Here is a 20250-nt window from a genome sequence, read left to right as displayed (position 1 = left end):
TTCGCGCCTGTCGGGGTTTTCTCTCGCTCTACTTCCATCAGTCGGCTCACGGCAACTTTTGCAAAATACTCGCCATGATCACCGTAAAATTCCGCACATCTGTTTTAACGTTAAACGCAGGGTTTATCGCTTTGCGGCCAATGAAGCCATCAATAAGCGCGAAAATGGTCATTGTGGCCTCTTGCGCGTTAACATGTGGACTAAACTCTCCAGCCGCTACGCCTTTGCGGATAATGTCTGCCACGCCCTCGCGCATAACCTTGTCGCTGGCAGAAAAAGCCGCGCGCAGATGCTCTTTTCTGGCCGACTCCGCAATGATCTCCACCCACAGTTGATGAGATGACGGATAGCCCACTTCCTCTATGCACGAGGTCGTGAGACTGCAAATCTGCTCAAAGCAGGAGCCGTGAAATTGCTCCTGATGCTTTGCCAGCGCTGATTTCTGCTCTTCAAAGATGATCGCTTCAATCAGCTCATCTTTGCCTTTGAAATAGGTATACATCGCCCCGAGGCTAATCCCTGCACGCTGAGCAATCTCCCGCACGCTGGTGGCATTAAAGCCCTTTTCAGCAAAGCAGGCCGCCGCCGCGACGATCAGTTTATGGTACGTTTCTGAATTTTTTGACATTTTTACAACCTCCAGCGATGGGCAATTTTAGCCTCTTTTGCGCGGGACTGGCTAGACGTTGTACCGTGATACTTGCGCAAACTTCAGCTGAGAGATAGAGTGAATGAACGTTCGTTCATTTTTGTGTTCACATCTGAACTGAGGACTTCATGACCCACTCAACTCACGATAATCTCCGTCTGATCTTCCCGCAATGGCAAGGCGGGAACAACGCGCCCTACTATTTTGGTTCCCAGCTTCTTGCCTGGCTGGCTCCCGCATCGCAGGGGCCGGTTGCTGAAGTCGCCGTCACGCCGCCATCCGATAAACCGCTGGTGAATGAAAATGGGATTGTGGGACGTCGCCAGGTTGTTGCCCAGTTGCGTGATGCGCAGGAGAAAATCGCAGCGCACCGTCCACAAACCATTGTGACGCTGGGTGGCGATTGTCTGGTCTCACTGGCGCCGTTCGCTTATCTCACTGAGAAATATGGCGATAAACTTGGCATCCTGTGGATTGACTCGCACCCGGACGTGATGACCCCGGCACAATATCCGCACTCTCATGCTCACGTCCTTGGCGCGCTGATGGGCGTGGGAGACAACGAGCTGACTCGCGACGTTAAAACGCCTCTATCGCCGCGCAAAGCGATGATTGCCGGTATTCACAACCCGCTGGAATATGAAGCACAGTTTCTTGCCGACCACGCTATCGCGACCTGCGATCCGCAAGCGGTGAGAGACGGCGCTCAGGCGGTAAGTGACTGGATAACCCGAGAAGGTATTGAATATCTGGCTGTCCATCTTGACCTTGATGTGCTTAACCCCGGGCTATTCCGCTCGGTGCTCTTCGCCAGACCGGGACGCGGGGAACACGACTTTGGCGATGTAGCCGAAGGGAAACTGACGATGAGCGAAGTGGTCACGCTGGTCAATCAGGCTACTGCGCTGGCATTACCGGTAGGACTTACCGTCGCGGAACATCTGCCCTGGGACGCAATAAACCTTAAGCAGATGCTTGCCGAATTACCACTTCTCAAATGATTGCCGTTCCCCTGATATCTTCAGGGGAACACGGCCTACTCCCTGATGGGGATACCGTCATGAAATTCATTGAATAATCAATTAAATAAGAACTCTGAATAACTGAATCTGGCAACGCTTAATGATTGACACTAGTCGTTATATATTGACATACATAGCGATCATCCCTACCCTTAATCATCATACAATTATAATTCGTACCCTTCAGACGGAGACGTGAGTCGCTCTCGCCTCATTCCACTTTCACCAGTCTGAAATTAAAACTCATGCGCTTAACGAAACTCGCTTTATTGACCGGGGTTATTCCCTGCACCTCATTGTTTATGGCGATTACCGCCCATGCCGAAGAAACCATGGTGGTCAGCGCCGCGCCGCAGGCCAACGCAGAATCTCTTGATGACAATACCCCTGCAGCACAAAAGCAGGCGACGCTGGGTAACCTCGGCAAACGCAAGCTTCTTGATGTACCGTGGGCGGTACAAACCATGTCGGATTCTCTGATTCGCCAGCAGCAGCTCGGCAGCGTTAAAGACGTTTACCGCTATATGCCTTCCGTACAGGGCGAAGGCGTGCGCCCGCAAACCCGCGGCATGCAGGGTAGCGTAGTACAAAACAGTATGATTGATGGCCTTAACGTAGTCTCAACCACCGAATACCCGGCGGAGCAGTTCCAGCGTATCGAGGTGTTGAATGGTATGGCGGGCGCGCTGTACGGGCCGGCTAACCCAGCGGGGATGTTTAACCTGGTATCAAAGCGGCCAACCGATGTTCCGCTGCGTCGGGTAACCGTCGGCGGCGGCACCGGTTCGGGTGCCAACGCAGCGCTGGATCTGAGCGGACCACTGGATGCTGGTGACCGGGTTAAATATCGTCTCAACCTGATGGATCAGGATGGTAGCGGCTATACCCACGGCAGCCGCCAGCGCAATCAGTATGCCGGGCTGGCGCTGGATTTTCAGCTGACCGATAAAACCGTGCTTGAGAGCAACTTCAGCTACTATCACTTCTATCAAAAAGGGATGCCCGGCAGCTTTGCTCTCGCCAAAGGCACCCATTTTCCGTCGGCATTGGACCCAACGAAAGACAAATATGGCCAGTATTACGCCGGGAATGATGACACCACCACCACCGGTAGCCTGCATATCAAACATGACTTTGACGGCAACTGGCTGCTGGATGTTGGCGTGCTGCGTCAAATTGCCGATCGCGAATCCACCGCCGTCACCAATACGCTCACCGATAATAAAGGCAACTACACCACTACGACTGCCAACTCTGCCGCCAGCCGTTTTACGATCAACAGCTATCTGGCGAACCTCACCGGCAGCGTGGAGACCGGCTGGCTACAGCACGATCTGGCGTTCGGCATGCGCGGTTTTGTGTGGAAAAACTATAATCCGCGCAGCGGCGGTACCCAGACGCTGGGCAGTTCCTCGCTAAACGATAATCCGACGTTTGAGCGCCCAAATTATCCTGATTTCACTGACCGCTATCATTCAGCCACTACCACCCAGCACGTGTTTCTGCTGAGCGATACGCTGACCTTTAACCCGCAGTGGAGCCTGCTGCTTTCCGGCAGCGAAAACCTGTTTACCGTCAGCAACTACAACAAAAGCAGCCAGCGCAGCAGCAAAAGCGATGATAACGGCGTCAGCGGTTCCGCCAGCCTGATGTATAAACCGATTGATAACGTCACCCTCTATACCACCTGGGCCAACAGCATGCAGCAAGGCGATAGCGCGCCAACCGGTGCTAATAATGCCGGTGAAGTGCTCGACCCCTACCGCAGCCACCAGATTGAAATCGGTGCCAAATATGCGCCGACACAGGATTTGCTGCTAAGCACCGCGCTATTTCAGGCTGAACGTCCGTTTGCTTATACCAACAGCAACGGCGATTTCGCTCAGGACGGTACGCAGAAAAACCGCGGGATCGAGCTGATGGCCGATGGTCACGTCACCCGTAATCTGCGCCTGTTTGGCGGCGCGACCTGGCTTGACCCACGCCTGCATGACACCTCAAGCGCCAACGCGGATGATAAACAGGTCGTTGGTTTGCCGCGCTTTACCGCCAATATGCTGTCGGTTTACAGCATCCAGCAGCTGCCAGGCCTCGACGTGAATGGCAACATTCATTACGTTGGCCGCCGCGCGACCGATAACGCCAACGACAGCTGGGTAGGCAGCTATACCACTGTCGATCTTGGCAGCAACTATCGCACCCGGTTGTTCAATACCGACACCACCTTTAGGTTAGCAGTCACTAATATCACCAATCGTCACTACTGGACCAACATCGTTCCCGGCGCGTTAACCGGCTATACCGGCGCCGGATACGCCAGCGCGCAATTAGGCGCGCCGCGTGAAGCGACGGTCTCAGTGCAGTTCGACTTCTAAGGAGCCCAATGAAAAAATTAGCTGCTGGTTTACTCTGCGCTTTTCTGGCCTTCCCGGCGCTGGCTTCCCGTCAGGTGACCGACGATGCCGGACACAACGTTACCCTTCCCGACAGCGTGGACAGGATTGCCGAAGGCTGGTACGCCCACCATTCGCTGCTGATGACGCTGGGAGTGGGCGACAAAATTGTCGCTACCGTCAACCGCCCTGACGCGCGCCCGTGGATGTTCCATATTGCGCCGAAGCTGCATCAGGCACTGATCGCTCGCGGGCCGCACTTCACCAGCGAGGCGCTGCTCGCTCAGGGAGCCCAGGTGGTATTTGTCGCGAAAGATAACGGTGATGCCGCGGCGTTTCGCCAGGCGGGCCTGCCGGTTATGGAGATGCGTTTTACCGACTATCCTTCGCTACAGCACTCGCTAACCACCACCGCGCAGGTGTTTGGTAGCGAACAAGCGTCGACGCGAGCAAGCGAATATAATCAATATCTTCAATCAGTTATTGATAGCGTCGGGCAAAAAACAGCGTCACTCAGTGATAATGAACGCCCACGAGTACTGCATATTCAATCGCTGAAGCCGCTGAAAGTTGACGGCAGCCATACGCTGATTGACACCTGGATCCGCCTGGCGGGAGGTCAAAACGTCGCAGAGGAGATTAATGGCAACATGCAGGAGGTTTCGCCGGAAAAAGTGCTGGCCTGGCAGCCGGATATTATTATCCTCGGCCCCGGCAGCGGCGACTGGCAGACATCAGCCTGGGCCGGGCTTTTCGCCAGCCTGAAGGCGGTGAAAAACGGTCAGGTGGTGCAGAATCCGTCAGGCGTTTTCCCGTGGGATCGTTATGGCACCGAAAGCGCATTGCAAATTCAGTGGGCAGCAAAGCTGTTTCATCCACAGCGCTTCGCCAATGTTGATATGGTGAGCGTCACTCGTGATTTCTATCAGCGCTTTTTTGATTATCCGCTTAATGAGAAAGAGGCTGGGCGGATTTTACAGGCGCTACCGCCGCAACAATAAGTCAAAACCCCAGGCCACAGGCCCGGGGTTCCTTTTATCTTATCCAGATAGTCAGCAAAATAATGATGACCGCAATCATCACCACCCGAATAAACACGTTATCCAGCGGAGTTTTTCGCATTATCTTTTCCTCACTCTATGATTTGCCGGAGGGCCAACAGCAGCACCAGTAAACCCACCAGGAAAAACATCAGCGCGATGAGGTTGTCTGGAGAACGATTCATCTCGACACCTCCTTTTCATCAGAACCACTGACCGAACCGTTTGATATAGAAGCGCTTCATCCCTTGCGCCACCAGGCAGTAGCTCAGCAGCGTGGCAACCAGCCACGGGAAGTAGCTCAGCGGCAGCGGCTCTAATCCCACCATCGCCCCCAGCGGCGAGAACGGGATATAGATACCCAGCGCCATAATCAGCACGGTGGTCAGCAGAACCGGCAGCGTGGCGCGGCTCTGGATAAACGGGATCTTCTGCGTTCTCAGCATATGCACAACCAGCGTCTGCGACAGCAGCCCTTCGATAAACCAGCCGGACTGGAACAGCGCCTGCGCTTCGACATTATTCGCCGCAAACACGTACCACATCAGCGCAAAAGTGGAGATATCGAAGATGGACGACGTCGGGCCAATCCACAGCATAAAGCGACCGATGTTTTTCGCATCCCACTTGCGCGGTTTGCGCAGAAACTCTTTGTCCATCTTGTCCCACGGCAGCGACAGCTGGGACAGATCGTACATTAGATTCTGGATCAACAGATGGATCGCCAGCATCGGCAGGAACGGGATAAACGCGCTCGCGACCAGCACCGAAAAGACGTTGCCGAAGTTAGAGCTGGCGGTCATGTTCAGGTACTTAATAATATTGCCGAAGGTCTCACGCCCCTTGATGACGCCCTCTTCCAGCACCATCAAATCTTTTTCCAGCAGGATGATATCGGAAGCCTCTTTGGCGATATCCGCCGCACTATCGACGGAGATCCCCACATCAGCGTCACGCAGCGCCGGGGCATCGTTAATACCATCACCGAGGAAGCCAACGGTATGGCCGTTTTTCTGCAATGTTTTCAGAATGCGTGATTTCTGTAGCGGCGTCAGTTTGGCGAACACCGCGCGCTTTTCTACTTCGCGCTCCAGTTCGTTATCCGTCATCGCTTCGATCTGTGCCCCGGTCAAAATGTCGTGCGCATCAATCCCTACTTCAAGGCAAATACGCGCCGTCACCACCGGGTTATCGCCGGTTAACACTTTCACCGCTACGCCGTTATCACGCAGCGCGGTAATCGCTTTTCCCGCGCTCTCTTTCGGCGGGTCGAGGAAGGTCAACATTCCTTCGACCGTCAATCCCTGCTCATCGGCAGTACTGAGCGGAGTTGTCAGAGCGGCATCATCCAGCTTGCGGGTCGCCAACAGCAGGACGCGGAAACCCTGAGCGTTGTAGTCCTCAGTTTTGGCTAACAGCAGATCGCGACGGGTTTCATCCAGCTCGACCACCTTATCGCCTTCGCGCAGATGCGTCGCCACCATCAGCATCTCTTCAACTGCGCCCTTGCAGATCAGGTTTTTGTCGCCATGACGCACATCTTCTACCGAGACCGACACACGGCGACGCACAAAGTCGAACGGCAGTTCATCGAGCTTCACAAAGCGTTCTTTCGTCGAGGGGGAAATCCGCCCTTCACCAAAACGCAGCACCGCTCTGTCCATCAGATTACGCGCGCCGCTCTGGCTGCTGCTGTTCAGCCACGCCAGGGTCAGCACCCGGTCGCTCTCGGCACCGCTCACATCGAGATGGTGCTCAAGAATGATATTGTCCTGGGTCAGGGTGCCGGTTTTATCGGTGCACAATACGTCCATCGCGCCAAAGTTCTGAATGGCGTTCAGACGCTTGACGATCACTTTGCGTCGCGACATGGCGATAGCGCCTTTCGCTAAGTTTGAACTGACGATCATCGGCAGCATTTCCGGCGTCAGGCCCACCGCGACCGCCAGGGCGAACAATGACGCCTCGACCCAGTCGCCTTTGCTGAATCCGTTGATCAGCAACACAATAGGCACCATCACCAACATAAAGCGGATCAGCAGCCAGCTGACGCTGTTCACTCCGCGATCGAACGCCGTCTGGGTACGGGTTCCAACGATGGATTTCGCCAGTGAACCAAACCAGGTGCGGTTTCCGGTCGCCACAACCACCGCCTGCGCCCTGCCGCTGGTGACGTTGGTACCCATCAGGCAGATGTTGCCCAGCTCAAGCAGGCTTTTATCCTTGTTCGGCGAAGGTAGCCGATCGCTGTCCTTGCCGGAGACGCTGGCCATCACGTCATATTTCTCAACCGGTAGCGACTCGCCGCTGAGAATCGACTGGCTGACAAACAGGTCCCGCGACTCCAGTAGACGAACGTCCGCCGGAACCAGGTCTCCCGCAGCGAGGAAAATCACATCGCCCGGCACCAGTTCTTCAATAGGAATCTCTTCCTGAACCGGGCCGATATTGCCCGGGCCGCGACGCAGCACCGTGGCGGTAGTGCGAACCATCGATTTCAGCGCCTGCGCCGCCTTGTTGGTGCGAAACTCCTGCCAGAAACGCAATAACCCGCTCAGGCTGACCATCGTCACAATAATGATAATTCCGGTCAGATCGGTCTCTTCGCCGTTACGCAGCGGTAGCCAGTAATCGGTCACGAAGCTGACGGCGGCCAGCGCCATCAGGACATAGATAAACGGGTTATTGAATGCCTGCAGAAGCTGGATCAGCGCCGGAGGTGCCTGTTCATGCGCAACCTCATTACGGCCATAATCCTCAAGCCGCTCAAAGGCATCTTCCGTTGTCAGCCCCTGACGGCTGCTGTTTAGCCGCGCCAGCGTATGGTCCGGGCTGTTAAACGCCTCAGTCTCAATTGCGAAGCTCTTTTTATGCTGCTTATCATTTTCTGACGCAGACCGGTTTACTTTCCGGTTTTCTATTTTCATGTCAGTCATGATTGTTCCCCAAATTTAAAACGTGTTTGTCCCTGCATAAAATATCTATGCATAATGTATTTCTTTCGCTATTAAGCGCGTATTACTTTAGGCCTATGGGAATATCCATCATTCCCTCCTTATGCGACCATTCGCAGGATGATTGAATTAAGAAAGCATCAGTAAAATATAAAAATGGCAGCAAACATTCTTCCATTTTGCGGGAAGAAACAACTGCCAACTTTAACGATGACGCGACAAAACCTCGCCCTGACAGGCGATTAGCGTCGAAGACGTGGTGGAGGAAACAGCGTGTTTTTAAACATGAACATGACGATTATCCTCGCAGCAGCGCTGCGTTTACTTTATAGGGGATGCAATCGTCAATAACAGAAGGATTGCTGCCCGCCGGGTGGCAAGCAGCGCAAAAGAAATAGCGTCAGCTTGCCTTGATGTTTAAGTAAGGGTGACTGTCCAACATATTTCTCCTGATTGAATTTGTGCTCATTATAGTCACTCAATTATTTGAGTAAAGTTAAAATGTCGCTTTGGTGATGGTTTGTTTAGAATTATCTAATAGCTAAAATTATTTGATCATTTGACGTTACAGAAAAAGAACTCAGGCCCCCATTCCGCTTCCCCCGGTGGTTTGCTTCAAATCCTGCCGCCTGTGTCGCTTAAAACCAGCGTATTCACGAACACTTTCACATTTCATCAACATTTTCCGCTACACAGCGTCGTTAAGAGAAGCGATTAAAAATTTAAAACTATTAACAATCAATTAACATTAGCAGGCAAACATTTTATCTGAGGAAAATAATAATATGTCTACCACCCAGGTTCTGGGCGACGCCACGTTCGCCTCCCCAGGACAACCCCACGCCAGCTTAACCGCTCGCATCGATGCGCTGCCCGCCTCCATCGGCCTGTGGTCTTTTATCACTCTGCTGGCGCTGGGCGGCTTCTTCGAGCTGTACGATCTTTTTCAGACCGGGTATATCAGTACCGGACTGCTGGCAGAGGATATTTTCCATACTGGCGAGAACGGCATCTTTGGTATCTCCGACCAGGCGGCTTTCGCCTCATCCACCTTTCTGGGGCTGTTTATCGGTGCCAGCCTGCTTGCACCGCTGGCGGATAAACTGGGGCGACGCCACACCTTTATGTTTGCCCTCGCCTGGTACGGCATTTTTTCATTGATTATGGCGTTGCAGAACAGCGCCGAAGGGGTAATTTTCTGCCGCTTTCTGGTTGGGATCGGCCTCGGTATTGAGCTGGTAACCATCGACACCTATTTAAGCGAATGGGTACCGACGCATCTGCGCAACAAAGCCTTCGCTTTCGCCTTCTTTATCCAGTTTTTATCGGTACCTGCGGTGGCGCTGATGTCATGGATGCTGGTACCGATCACCCTTTTCGGCCTCACCGGCTGGCGCTGGGTGATTATCTTCGGTGCTCTTTGCTCCCTGGTAATTTGGGTTATTCGCAAAAAGCTGCCGGAGTCAGCGCGCTGGCTGGATGAAAAAGGCCGTCATGAAGAGGCGCACGAGGTGATGTGCGAAATGGAACAGCGCTGCGGCGTTTCTCCTTCCCCCCGCCACCATGTCGAGAAACAACCGTCTCAGCGCAAAATGGGGGCTTTCAAAGAGATCTGGGCTCCGCAATACCGCAAACGCACCATCATGCTGATGGTGATGAACTTTTTCCAGGCAATCGGCTTCTTTGGTTTTGGTAACTGGCTGCCCGCACTGCTTTCCGGCCAGGGGGCAAGCATCACCCATAGCCTGCTGTATGCGTTCTTTATTACGCTGGCCTACCCGATTGGCTGCCTTTTCTGCACCCGCTTCGTACATCGCTTCGAAAACAAATGGCAAATAGTTCTCTCGGCGCTGATGACCGTGGTGTTCGGCACCCTGTTTGCGCTACAAAACAGCCCGGTGCTGCTGGTGATTTGCGGATTTATGATCACCTGGTCCAACGCCTGGCTGACCATCAGCTACCACGCCTATCAGGCTGAAGTGTTTCCGACCCGTATTCGCGCACGGGCGGTAGGTTTCTGCTACTCCTTCAGCCGCCTGTCGACGGCGATCACCAGTATTCTGATCGGCATTATTTTGCAATATGCCGGTACGCCAGGCGTCATCAGCTTTATTGTCGCCAGTATGCTGATGGTGATGCTGTCAGTGGGAATTTTTGGTCCAAAAACCCGGGGAATTAGTCTGGAAGATATCTGATAGAGAGCGCCACTTTATGCCTGACAGAACACACGTCAGGCTTGAATTTATCCAGTCGCAGATGGCAGGCTATGAGCGAGTAGTCGCTAATCAGGTAGGAAAAAATGGATCATCCTTCAGCAAAAAACATCGTCGCGCTGTATGAAAAGCAGTGGGCCACGTTTCAGACCCTGCGCTCTACCAGCCTGTTTGAAAAGCCGTGGCTGGACAGATTTCTCAGCATCATCAAGCCTGGAGGAGCGATCCTGGATATTGGCTGTGGCAATGCCTCGCCGATTGCCGAATATCTGCTCAGCCGGGGTTTTCGCGTGACGGGTGTTGATGCTTCGCCGTCAATGATTGCCCTGTGTCAGCAGAAATTCCCCGCCGGCCGCTGGCTAACCGGAGATATGCGCGAACTGGCGCTGGCAGAAAAGTTTGATGGCGTGCTGGCGTGGGACAGTTTTTTCCATCTTCCGCGGACCGATCAGCGCAGGATGTTTAGCCTCTTCGCCGCCCATGCTGATGACGGCGCGGCGTTGATGTTTAATACCGGTACCAGCAACGGCGAGGCGATCGGCCTGTTTGCTGGCGAGCCGCTTTACCACTCGAGCCTGGCATCGGAGGAGTATCAGGCATTGCTACAACAATATGCTTTCAAGGTGGTGAAACATAGCGTGGAGGACCCGCAGTGCGGTGGCCGCACGGTCTGGCTGGCGGCTAAGCGCGGCTAGCTTACCGACTCGCCAAAAATCCTTTGCGCATCGGCAAAACATTTTTCCGCCAGCGACGATACCGGTTCTTTGTTGCGCATAATCAGCGCCAACATCGAGTCAACTTCAGTCTCCGCGATGGGTCTGATGTCCAGATTATCGCTCAACGCTTCAAGACCGTTATTGAGCGGCATGATCGCGCAGCAGATCCCGGCCTGCACCGCCTGGATAATCTGAAAAGTAGAGTCGCTTTCGAAGACGTACTTCGGCGCCAGCCCCTTGGCCTTAAAGCTCATTTCTATCGATTCGCGGTAGTACATGCCCTTCGTCAGAAACCCCAGCGGCAGCGCGGCCAGCGTCTCCCATTCAGGAGTCGTATCCTCAAACTGATAGTGACGCTTATCATGCAGCAAACCCATGCGGGTATTTGGCAACCAGACCACATTAAACAATTGGCTATCGACGTGGTGCAGATAGCAGATCCCAAGATCCAGCTGGTTGCGGCTAACGCCGTCGATGATCTGCTCCGAAGTCATCGACAGCAGGCTGAACTGTAGCTCCGGGTATTTATCCGCCAGCGGTTTAATCAGTTGCATCGGATTCAGGCTGGCTAACGGCACCATTCCGACTCTTAACTGACCTACCATCTGCCCGCGACAAATCGCCGCCTCCGCTTCCAGCCCGTCGTGCGCTGCCAGCAGCGCTCGTGCCCACGCCAGAATGCGTTCCCCTTCCGGGGTAAATCCCTCAAACCGCTGCCCACGCTGGATCAGCGTCAAATTAAGTTCTTCTTCAAGATTGCGAATACGCATAGAAAGCGTGGGCTGGGTGATATGACAGGCCGCCGCGGCCTGGCCGAAATGACGCGTCCGGTCGAGCGCAATCAGATATTTAAGCTGTTTGATATCCATCAGTTACCCAGTGTGTTTGCGCTTTCTCATTGTGCTGTAAACACAGCAGAAAATGTTAGTTAAATGTTATGTGCAGCGTTGACGAAATTCAAGCGCCGTTCGGCTGTTGCTGGTCCCACGTTCACAGGGCTACACTCATGCCATGCACTGGCAGGAGAAACCGTTGAAAACTCGCCTTCATCACGTTCAGCAGCACCGGCTAACTCTGCCGGGGCTGGAAGCCATGTCGTTAGTCACGGAACAGAGCTTTCCGCGCCATTCGCACGATCAATTTGGTATCGGCATTTTCACTCAGGGCGCGCAGCACTCGTGGAGCCATCTTGGCAAAATCGAGGCCGCCGCCGGAAATATCATTATGGTCAACCCGGGAGAGATGCACGATGGCATTCCGCTGGATGGTCCCCGCAGCTGGCAGATGGTTTATCTCAACCCTGAACGGGTTGCTGGCGAATTTCAGGGAGAGAGGAAGGCCGAAGATATTCTCCTGCGCCCGGTCGTTGAGGACCCGCAGCTGCGCGGGCTTATGCAACGGCTTTTTAGCGAGATTACCGCCCTTGTGACCGACGATATTGCAGTGGAAGAGGCGCTGCTGCAATGCCTGATGCGGGTCACTCGTTTTCATCTCTGCACCAGGTCGCCTGATAAATGCGACTCTCCGGCTGTTGCGCTGGCCAGACAATATATTGATGATGCCCCTGAAGAGAAAATCTCTCTCGACGTTCTCGCCGCCCTGAGCGGTATCAGCCGCTTTCAACTGATCCGCGGCTTCGCACGCGAAACCGGCATCACGCCGCACGCCTACCTGATACAGTCCCGCGTGCGATTGGCACGCCGTCTGTTAGCTGCTGGCCATTCACCCGCTGACACCGCGCTGATGGCCGGTTTTGCCGATCAAAGCCATCTCACCCGTGCCTTTCAAAAACAGTTCGCCATGACGCCAGGACGCTATCAGGCGCTCCGTTAGCTGGCGGCGTGCAATTTTGTTCAATACCGACGCGACGCTTTCATAAATACTCAGGCCTTCGATTCTTTACGCCAGGAACTACGTTATGTCGTTAATCAGCCCTGAGTTTCTTCTGACTTCACTTATTGTGGTTATCGCCCCCGGCACCGGGACGCTTTACACCATCGCCACCGGTTTATCGGCGGGAAGGCGCATGAGTTTTGCCGCGGCCTTCGGCTGCACGCTGGGCATTATTCCGCATATGCTTGCGGCGATAACCGGGCTGGCGGCGATCCTCCACAGTACGCCCGGCGCATTCGAACTGGTGAAATATGCGGGCGTCGCCTGGCTGCTGTATCTGGCGTGGGCCACCCTCACCCAGCGCGGTAGCCTGAGCGTGGAAAATAGCGAGAGACGCAATCTACTCCAGGTGATTACCCACGCTATCCTGATCAATCTGCTTAACCCCAAGCTGCCGCTCTTTTTTCTCGCCTTTTTGCCGCAGTTTATCCACAGCGACTCGGCTTCCCCGATCAAGGAGATGCTGATATTAAGCGGAATATTTATGCTGATGACGCTGCTGATTTTCATGCTCTATGGCGCATTTTCAGCGGCGATGCGCGGATATGTGCTAACACGCCCCAGGGTCTTACAGGGGCTCAGAGTGAGCTTCGCCGCCGGGTTTGTCGGGCTGGGTATTAAGCTTATTCTGGCGCAAAAGTAGCGGAGCGCCCACGGCGGTAAATACGCCGTGGGTGAGTATTGACCTAACGAATCCCTTCCAGCGTACGGATCTCTTTCGAGCGTAGCGTCAAGCGAATAGGCGCCGATTTATAAGAGGGCGTGCCGCTCTCTTTATCGAGATAATCCAGTGGCACCAGGACGTTAGCTTCGGGATAGTAAGCCGCGACGGTGCCCGGCGCGATGCTGTAAGCGACCAGCGTGATATCTTCCAGCCGCTGGTGATTACCCGGCAGCGCGGAGCGAATATCCACCCGGTCGCCGTGCTCGAACCCCTGCTCCGCCATATCCTGCTCATTCATAAACAGCACATCGCGACGGCCAAAGACGCCGCGGTAACGGTCGTCCATGGCGTAAATCGTGGTGTTGTACTGATCGTGGCTACGCAGCGTAACCAGACGCATCACATCGTCACCATCAACTTGCTGGTTTTCGTGCACGCCGTGGAAAACCGAGAACATCGCTTTGCCGGTTGGCGTCGGCCAGATACGTTCTGTTGGCGGCAGCGGCATTCTAAAGCCGCCGGGATGGCGAATACGCTGGTTGTAATCATCAAAACCGGGAATTGTCTGCTCGATCAGGTCGCGGATCTTGTCGTAATCGGCGACCAGCCCCAGCCAGTCAATTTTACTCTCCGGCAGGGTCGCCATGGCCATCGCAGCAACAATCGCCGGTTCAGAGCGCAGCTGCGGTGAACCCGGTTTTAGCTTGCCCGACGAGGCATGAACCATCGACATCGAATCTTCCACGGTAATCGACTGACGCCCCGTCTGCTGGATATCCAGCTCGGTACGCCCCAGACACGGCAGAATAAAGGTCTCTTTCGCCACCAACAGATGCGAGCGGTTAAGCTTGGTGCCAATATGCACGCTTAGATCCAGGCTTCGCACCGCCGGGAAAGCGCGCTCATGATCCGGCATCGCCACCGCGAAGTTACCGCCAAGGCACAGCAGTGCTTTTGCTTCACCGTCGATCATCGCCTGTAGCGCTTTTACCGCATCGTGACCATGCTCCTGCGGCGGCGTGAATCCGAACACCCGTTGCAGGTTGGCAAGGAACTGGGCGCTCGGTTTTTCGGTAATGCCCACGGTGCGGTTGCCCTGCACGTTGGAGTGGCCGCGCAGCGGGCAGATCCCGGCCCCTGGCTTGCCAATATTGCCACGCATCAACAGCAGATCGGCAATCAGGCGTACGTTCGAGGTACCCTTGTTATGCTGGGTGATGCCCATCCCGTAGGTAATAATGGTGGCGTTCGATTTAGCATAAGCCAGCGCCACGCGTTCAAGACTGTCGCGCGTCAGGCCCGACTCGCGTTCAATATCCGGCCAGCTTGTGGCATGCAGATCCTGCGCAAAGTCAGTGAAGCCCAGGGTATGTTCGGCGATAAACTCCCGATCCAGTACTTCGCCCTGCTCTTCTTCCATCCGCAGCAGCGCCTTCGCAATGCCCTTCAACGCCGCCGCATCGCCGCCCGCTTTAACCTGGAAATAAGTGGAGGCGATGTTGGTCGAGCTGTAGGTCGCCATCTCAATAACGTTCTGCGGATCGGCGAAGCGTTCGAGCGCCCGCTCTTTTAGCGGGTTGAAAACAATGATCGGGACACCACGGCGCGCCAGTTCGTGCAGCGTGCCCATCATGCGCGGATGGTTGGTGCCGGGGTTATGACCGATGGAGATAACCAGTTCAGTTTTCTCAAAATCATCCAGCGAAACCGTGCCTTTACCGATGCCAATAGACTGCGGCAGGCCGACGCTGGTCGATTCGTGGCACATATTGGAGCAGTCCGGGAAGTTATTGGTGCCAAATTCGCGGGCAAACAGTTGGAATAAGTAAGCGACTTCATTGGAGGCGCGCCCGGAGGTGTAGAACTCCACTTCGTTGGGTTGCATCGCGCTGAGGATTTCGCCGATGCGGGCAAACGCCTCTTCCCAAGCGAGCGGACGTAGCGTATCGCTGCCCTTATCGTAAACCAAAGGCTGGGTTAAGCGCCCGTAGCCTTCCAGTTCGAAATCGCTCTTCGCCAGCAACGAAGTGACGGTGTTGGCCGCCAAAAACTCCGCGGTGACGCGTTTGCTGGTGGCTTCCCAGGTAACCGCTTTCGCACCGTTTTCGCAGAATTGAAACGTCGATTTATGCTCTTTGTCCGGCCAGGCGCAGCCGGGGCAATCAAAACCATCCGGCTGGTTGGTGCGCAGTAGCGTTGCGGGGGCATCAAGCGCATCCATTTGCGTGCGAACGGTGATGGCGGTGGCTTTTAATGCTCCCCAACCGCCCGCCGGGCCATCATAGGGATGGACGCCAGGGACGACGCGTCTTTTATTACTCATGTTGACTCCTGATACGCTTTCGGCGGCGGATTGCAGGTGAAGCGCCGCATTATTTCTTATCGCCCGCTACCAGTAAGTATGACGGGCGTTTTGTTAACGAAAGCATAACAATCAGGGCGGTAACTGTATAATCAATGTTATCTATCACGCGTTAGATTTAACTTATTTAACGATTAATAAACATACAATTTCATTTGCCAGATCAGGTTAAATTGTAATAACGATCGGGCTCAAGCTTATCCGGCAGAGGGTGCTGATCGGTCATATCCAGCAGGTTGCGTTCAATGGTGTTGCACATCGCATTGAGCGGCAAGTCGTTAGCAGCGGTGCCAAACGGGTCTTCCAGCTCCTCCGCCAGCGAATCCCAGGACAGGAAGGTATAGGAGATAAATACCGAGACAAATGGCGTCATGTAATGCAGGTCGCCAACCAGCGCGAACGGCAGCAGCGCACAGAATAGATACACCGTGCGTTGTAAAATCAAGGTGTAGGCAAAAGGCACCGGGGTACTCGCCAGGCGCTCGCAGCCGCCAAGGGCATGACCCAGCTCATCGAGCTTATTGTCCATCAGGCTGTGGCTGATATCACTCATCTTCCCTTCTGCCCGAAGACGCCCCAGTTCATCGCCCGCCAGCAGCAGGATGCGATTGGTCGGCATCGAGCTGGCAAGAATCTCGGCAACCGTCTGCGGCGGCAGTAACCGCGCTAAATCCGCGCTCGGATCCGTTTTACGCAGCTGATGCTTCAGGCTCCAGCTAAAAGCGACCAGGTAGCTAACCAGGCGTTGGTGAGATTCACTCTCCATCGGAAGAATATTTTTTAGCTGACGCACCAGCGTTCTCTGGGCAATCAGCACCGTTCCCCACAGATTGCGAGCTTCAACAAAGCGGTTATATCCTGCGCTATTACGAAAACCGAGGAAAATGGCAATGGCGATCCCTAGTAAGCTAAACGGCGCGACGGTCAGATGGATGCCGAGTTGCTCGTACCATTGATAGCTAATGATGGCGATAATCGACATCATCACGTTAAGCAGCAGGCGAAAGACGATTTTTGACAGCACCGAGCCGTGCCAGTCAAACAGACGAAGAAACCAGTGTTGTTCTGGCCGAATAATCATTTATCTATTAACCGATTGTATTTTTATATTGTTTAAAAACACGACATTGTGTCAGGCCCGCTATTAATCAGCGATAAAAAATAGCGGCTGAATTATGGACCCTTTTTATTTCGCTGGCAATCTCATGCTGAAAATATATAACCATGGATGCAGCATGGAAATAAAACCATACCCTCAGCTAAGTTAGAACAGACTTAGTTGCCGACTGGCAGGGGTCTATATGAATCATCATATTCAGGACGTTATGATTTTTTAATACCCGCGCGCGGGCCAATAGCGCAATATCATGCCCTTCAACAACTGACAAATTCCCCGCCACCTCAACGTGTACATCCACCAGGATTAAATCACCGGCGCGGCGGGTTTTCAGGTCATGCAGTGCGATGACTCCGGGCGTCGCCAGAATAGTCGTTTGTATCTGCTGTTCGGTATCGCTATCCACCGCGCGATCCATTAAGTCATGCAGTGCATCAATGGCAAACGAGTACCCCATGCGGGTGACCAGCACGCCGACAACAAGCGCGGCAACCGGGTCAAGCCATACGAACCCGGCAAGGTTACCGATAATACCAACCGCCACCACCACCGACGATGCAGCGTCGGAACGGGCGTGCCAGGCATTGGCAATCAGCATCGAAGACTGAATTCGCTTCGCCACCGCCAGCATATAGCGAAATAAAACTTCTTTGGCAACCAGCGCGGCAAGAGCGACCCACAGGGCGATGATATGAACATCCTGAATGGATTCGGGGTGCAGCAGTTTGTTGCAAGCAGACCACAGCATACCCAACCCAACGATCAACAACAGTGCGCCAATCACCATTGAAGCACCGTTCTCATAACGCCAGTGGCCATAATGGTGATCGCTATCCGAAGGCTTGCGGCTTTTTTTATTGGCGAGCAGAACCACAAAATCAGCGATCAGATCGGAAAAAGAGTGAATCCCATCGGCTATCAAACCCTGTGAGCCGGAAAATATCCCTGCCAGCACCTGAAAGCTGGATAAAAAAAGATTTACCACCACGCTGATTAGCGTACTTTTACGTGCGACCGTGGAACGCTGATGATATTTATCATCAGGCTGAGTTTTCATCGTCATTGAACACCTCTATTGAAAGAGAGACAACGTACACGATTTTGTTTAATTTTTCCTGAGCAATATGCTGCCGTTAAGCCAATATTTAAGTTTTTATAATATCGTCAATATTTAAATGCGAATAATTTCTTTTTATAAAATATAGCCTCAACAATAATAGCCTTGGCTATATTTATGCCACGCTTCGCATTCCCGAATAATTAATATTCATTCATCCGTCGCATCGCGCAATGATAGGCGCCATTGCGTACCGAAGCGCGCAGGACGCGAGCCACACCGTGTACGGTCATTCGCGCACTATGTCGCTGCAATGCGCTCATCGGCAAATTAAGCTTCTCCTGCGCCCAGGATGGCAGCAGGTCGATACCGGCGCGCATCATCATCCGCCCGACCGGCTGACTCAGGCGGCCCGGCAGCCGCGTTGACAACAGCACGTTAGCCACTTCCTGCGTGCGTTCGTCGCAACGCAGCACTGGTCGCATATCCTGCAAATAATCGGCAACCTGCCGCGGCGTGACCGGGATGTCGCGAGCCCCCAGACGGCGGGCGATTTCGGCGGCTTCCTGATAATACTGTTCCTGGCGGGCGGCGCTGATCACGGTCCGTTTGTAACGCAAATGGGAAGCCATAAAGCTGCTGCATTCGGCAACGTGAACCCAGGTGAGCAGTGCGGGATCGCTGGCCTGATACGGCGTACCGTCTTTATCCTGACCGCTCACGCGCAGATGAATCCCCTGCACTTTGGCGATCAGCCGCTCGGCGTCGACGGTGGTACCAAAGGTAGTGGCGGAAATAAACTGGCTGGTGCGGCGCAGGCGACCAAAAATATCTTCGCGGAAGTTCGAGTGATCCCAGACACCTGCCAGCGCCAGAGGATGCAGCATCTGCAATAGTAACGCGCTGACCCCGCCGCACAGCATGGACGTGAAATCCCCATGAACCTGCCAGATGGCCGACTGCGGGCCAAACAGCCCCGGCTCGCCTTTAGGATGTTCAAAATCGATCTCTTTAAGCGCCATGCCGGTTAAGCCCAAAACCTGAGCTTCAATCATTGTGCGTACACTGGCCATTGCGTTACTTGCTCCTTTCCGTAAGCGGAAAAGATAGCATTAATCTACGCAGGTGACATTTGGTTAAAGAAGGAAGTGCCCGCCTGAGACGGGCAGCGGGGAATTATGGATTAAGCTGATAGTCGAGGCTTATCTCAGCATTAAGCACCTGCGAAACCGGGCAACCGGCTTTCGCTTTTTGAATGATGCCGTCAAACACATCGGCCTCGATGCCTGGCAGCACAATTTTGCTCTGCAGCGCGATTTTGGTAATCGCAAAACCGCCGCCGGATTTGTCCAGCGTCACCACAGCCACGGTATCAATTGAGGTTGCGGTATAGCTCTCTTCGCTGAGCATCAACGACAGCGCCATCGAAAAACAGGCCGCATGGGCCGCGCCGATCAACTCTTCCGGGTTGGTCCCCTTCACGCCTTCGAAGCGGGTGTTAAAGCCATAAGGTTGCTGGTTCAGCGCGCCGCTCTCGGTGGAGACAGTTCCTTTACCGCTTTTCAGATCCCCTTCCCAATGCGCCTGACCTTTCTTATGGATTGCCATGATATCGCTCCTTTTTGACATTAAAGAAATAAAGTATAGAAGCCATTTCTCTTTCAGGCAGCGCACTGTCGTTTAATCAGACGAATCCAACGGGATATTTTTGCTCATATTAACGCCGGTAACGCGAAATCCGGTGGCTTCGTAGACATGGCGAGCGCGTTGATTATCCCCGGCGACGCGCAGTTTAATTTGCATAAACCCTTTGCTTGCAAGTTCACGTTCAAAAGCGGTCATCGCCTGCTTGCCCAATCCCTGCCCTTGAAAAACGGGGGAAATATAGAAATCGCAGATAAACGCGGAGCGCGTTTTCGCATCCGGCTTATACCATAGATAGCCAATTCGGGTTTCCACGCCCTCAACATGATTGAGTAAACAGAGCAGAACCTGGCCGCCGGTGTTAACGCCATCGGGTAAATCTTCGGCGATTTCCCGCTGTGCCTGAGCTAAAGCCGCCGACGGCGAAAGCCCGTAGTTTGCGGCAATTTCCGCCGCGTAATCGGGGATAAAATAATCGAGGTAAGCCGGGTACTCATCCTCGCACATGGGTCGAAACAAAATCATC

At 53.9% G+C, this 20250-nt stretch carries 18 protein-coding genes; 7 read left to right on the top strand and 11 right to left on the bottom strand.

Annotated features, from left to right (window positions below):
• Positions 1-46: 46 nt before the first annotated feature.
• Positions 47-628, bottom strand: coding sequence for a TetR/AcrR family transcriptional regulator (locus ACMYSL_RS14345; RefSeq protein ID WP_434663701.1), 582 nt, complete (start codon positions 626-628; stop codon positions 47-49).
• 149 nt (positions 629-777) lie between these two features.
• On the opposite strand from ACMYSL_RS14345, the gene ACMYSL_RS14340 reads away from it, so the two are divergent.
• The 3 genes from ACMYSL_RS14340 to ACMYSL_RS14330 all read left to right on the top strand — a co-directional run bounded on the left by ACMYSL_RS14340 (position 778) and on the right by ACMYSL_RS14330 (position 5065).
• On the top strand, positions 778-1650 hold the full coding sequence (locus ACMYSL_RS14340) for an arginase family protein (protein ID WP_434663699.1): 873 nt from the start codon (positions 778-780) through the stop codon (positions 1648-1650).
• 266 nt (positions 1651-1916) lie between these two features.
• Positions 1917-4046: a TonB-dependent receptor gene (locus tag ACMYSL_RS14335; RefSeq protein ID WP_434663696.1), complete on the top strand. Its 2130-nt coding sequence runs from the start codon at positions 1917-1919 to the stop codon at positions 4044-4046.
• 8 nt (positions 4047-4054) lie between these two features.
• Positions 4055-5065 (top strand): ABC transporter substrate-binding protein, encoded by a 1011-nt coding sequence (locus ACMYSL_RS14330; protein WP_434663694.1) that lies wholly within the window; start codon positions 4055-4057, stop codon positions 5063-5065.
• Between the two features lie 34 nt (positions 5066-5099).
• On the opposite strand, the gene mgtU is transcribed toward ACMYSL_RS14330, so the two are convergent.
• The 3 genes from mgtU to mgtA are packed head-to-tail and all read right to left on the bottom strand — an operon-like array spanning position 5100 to position 8040.
• On the bottom strand, positions 5100-5186 hold the full coding sequence (gene mgtU, locus ACMYSL_RS14325) for a magnesium transporter protection protein MgtU (RefSeq protein ID WP_369685506.1): 87 nt from the start codon (positions 5184-5186) through the stop codon (positions 5100-5102).
• Between the two features lie 10 nt (positions 5187-5196).
• Complete coding sequence (gene mgtR, locus ACMYSL_RS14320; protein WP_182238782.1) at positions 5197-5289, bottom strand: protein MgtR; 93 nt, start codon at positions 5287-5289, stop codon at positions 5197-5199.
• An 18-nt stretch (positions 5290-5307) separates the two neighbouring features.
• Positions 5308-8040 (bottom strand): magnesium-translocating P-type ATPase, encoded by a 2733-nt coding sequence (gene mgtA, locus ACMYSL_RS14315; RefSeq protein WP_434663693.1) that lies wholly within the window; start codon positions 8038-8040, stop codon positions 5308-5310.
• 803 nt (positions 8041-8843) lie between these two features.
• On the opposite strand from mgtA, the gene ACMYSL_RS14310 reads away from it, so the two are divergent.
• Positions 8844-10253, top strand: a complete 1410-nt coding sequence (locus ACMYSL_RS14310; RefSeq protein WP_434663691.1) for an MFS transporter — start codon at positions 8844-8846, stop codon at positions 10251-10253.
• 104 nt (positions 10254-10357) lie between these two features.
• On the top strand, positions 10358-10966 hold the full coding sequence (locus tag ACMYSL_RS14305) for a class I SAM-dependent methyltransferase (protein WP_182238790.1): 609 nt from the start codon (positions 10358-10360) through the stop codon (positions 10964-10966).
• Here ACMYSL_RS14305 and ACMYSL_RS14300 read toward each other — a convergent pair.
• A complete protein-coding gene (locus tag ACMYSL_RS14300) occupies positions 10963-11856 on the bottom strand; it encodes a LysR family transcriptional regulator (RefSeq protein ID WP_434663688.1) in 894 nt (297 codons plus the stop codon). The two genes, ACMYSL_RS14305 and ACMYSL_RS14300, sit on opposite strands and share 4 nt — an antisense overlap.
• A 163-nt stretch (positions 11857-12019) precedes the next feature.
• On the opposite strand from ACMYSL_RS14300, the gene ACMYSL_RS14295 reads away from it, so the two are divergent.
• Positions 12020-12820: a helix-turn-helix transcriptional regulator gene (locus ACMYSL_RS14295; protein WP_304259307.1), complete on the top strand. Its 801-nt coding sequence runs from the start codon at positions 12020-12022 to the stop codon at positions 12818-12820.
• An 85-nt stretch (positions 12821-12905) separates the two neighbouring features.
• Complete coding sequence (locus ACMYSL_RS14290; RefSeq protein ID WP_434663687.1) at positions 12906-13523, top strand: LysE family translocator; 618 nt, start codon at positions 12906-12908, stop codon at positions 13521-13523.
• 43 nt (positions 13524-13566) lie between these two features.
• Here ACMYSL_RS14290 and ACMYSL_RS14285 read toward each other — a convergent pair whose 3' ends face one another.
• From ACMYSL_RS14285 to ACMYSL_RS14260, 6 genes are all read right to left on the bottom strand, one after another.
• Positions 13567-15867, bottom strand: coding sequence for an FdhF/YdeP family oxidoreductase (locus tag ACMYSL_RS14285; protein ID WP_434663686.1), 2301 nt, complete (start codon positions 15865-15867; stop codon positions 13567-13569).
• Between the two features lie 202 nt (positions 15868-16069).
• The gene (locus ACMYSL_RS14280; RefSeq protein ID WP_434663685.1) at positions 16070-16987 is read right to left on the bottom strand and encodes a bestrophin family protein; all 918 of its coding nucleotides are present in this window, start codon (positions 16985-16987) and stop codon (positions 16070-16072) included.
• 178 nt (positions 16988-17165) lie between these two features.
• The gene (locus ACMYSL_RS14275) at positions 17166-18086 is read right to left on the bottom strand and encodes a cation diffusion facilitator family transporter (RefSeq protein WP_434663684.1); all 921 of its coding nucleotides are present in this window, start codon (positions 18084-18086) and stop codon (positions 17166-17168) included.
• A gap of 197 nt (positions 18087-18283) precedes the next feature.
• Entirely contained in the window at positions 18284-19153 is an 870-nt protein-coding gene (locus tag ACMYSL_RS14270) for an oxygenase MpaB family protein (protein WP_434663683.1), read from the bottom strand.
• A gap of 103 nt (positions 19154-19256) precedes the next feature.
• Positions 19257-19688, bottom strand: coding sequence for an OsmC family protein (locus ACMYSL_RS14265; protein WP_181486177.1), 432 nt, complete (start codon positions 19686-19688; stop codon positions 19257-19259).
• A gap of 72 nt (positions 19689-19760) precedes the next feature.
• Positions 19761-20249 carry a GNAT family N-acetyltransferase gene (locus tag ACMYSL_RS14260; protein ID WP_434663682.1) on the bottom strand — a complete coding sequence of 163 codons (489 nt, stop codon included), beginning with the start codon at positions 20247-20249 and terminating at the stop codon, positions 19761-19763.
• Between the last annotated feature and the right edge of the window lies 1 nt (position 20250).

Origin of the sequence: Klebsiella sp. MISC125, assembly GCF_051131775.1 — a bacterium.
In the GTDB taxonomy this organism is placed as follows: Bacteria; Pseudomonadota; Gammaproteobacteria; order Enterobacterales; family Enterobacteriaceae; genus Klebsiella.
The sequence above is the reverse complement of the archived record's forward strand: the minus strand, read 5'-3'. Positions and strand labels throughout refer to the sequence as shown.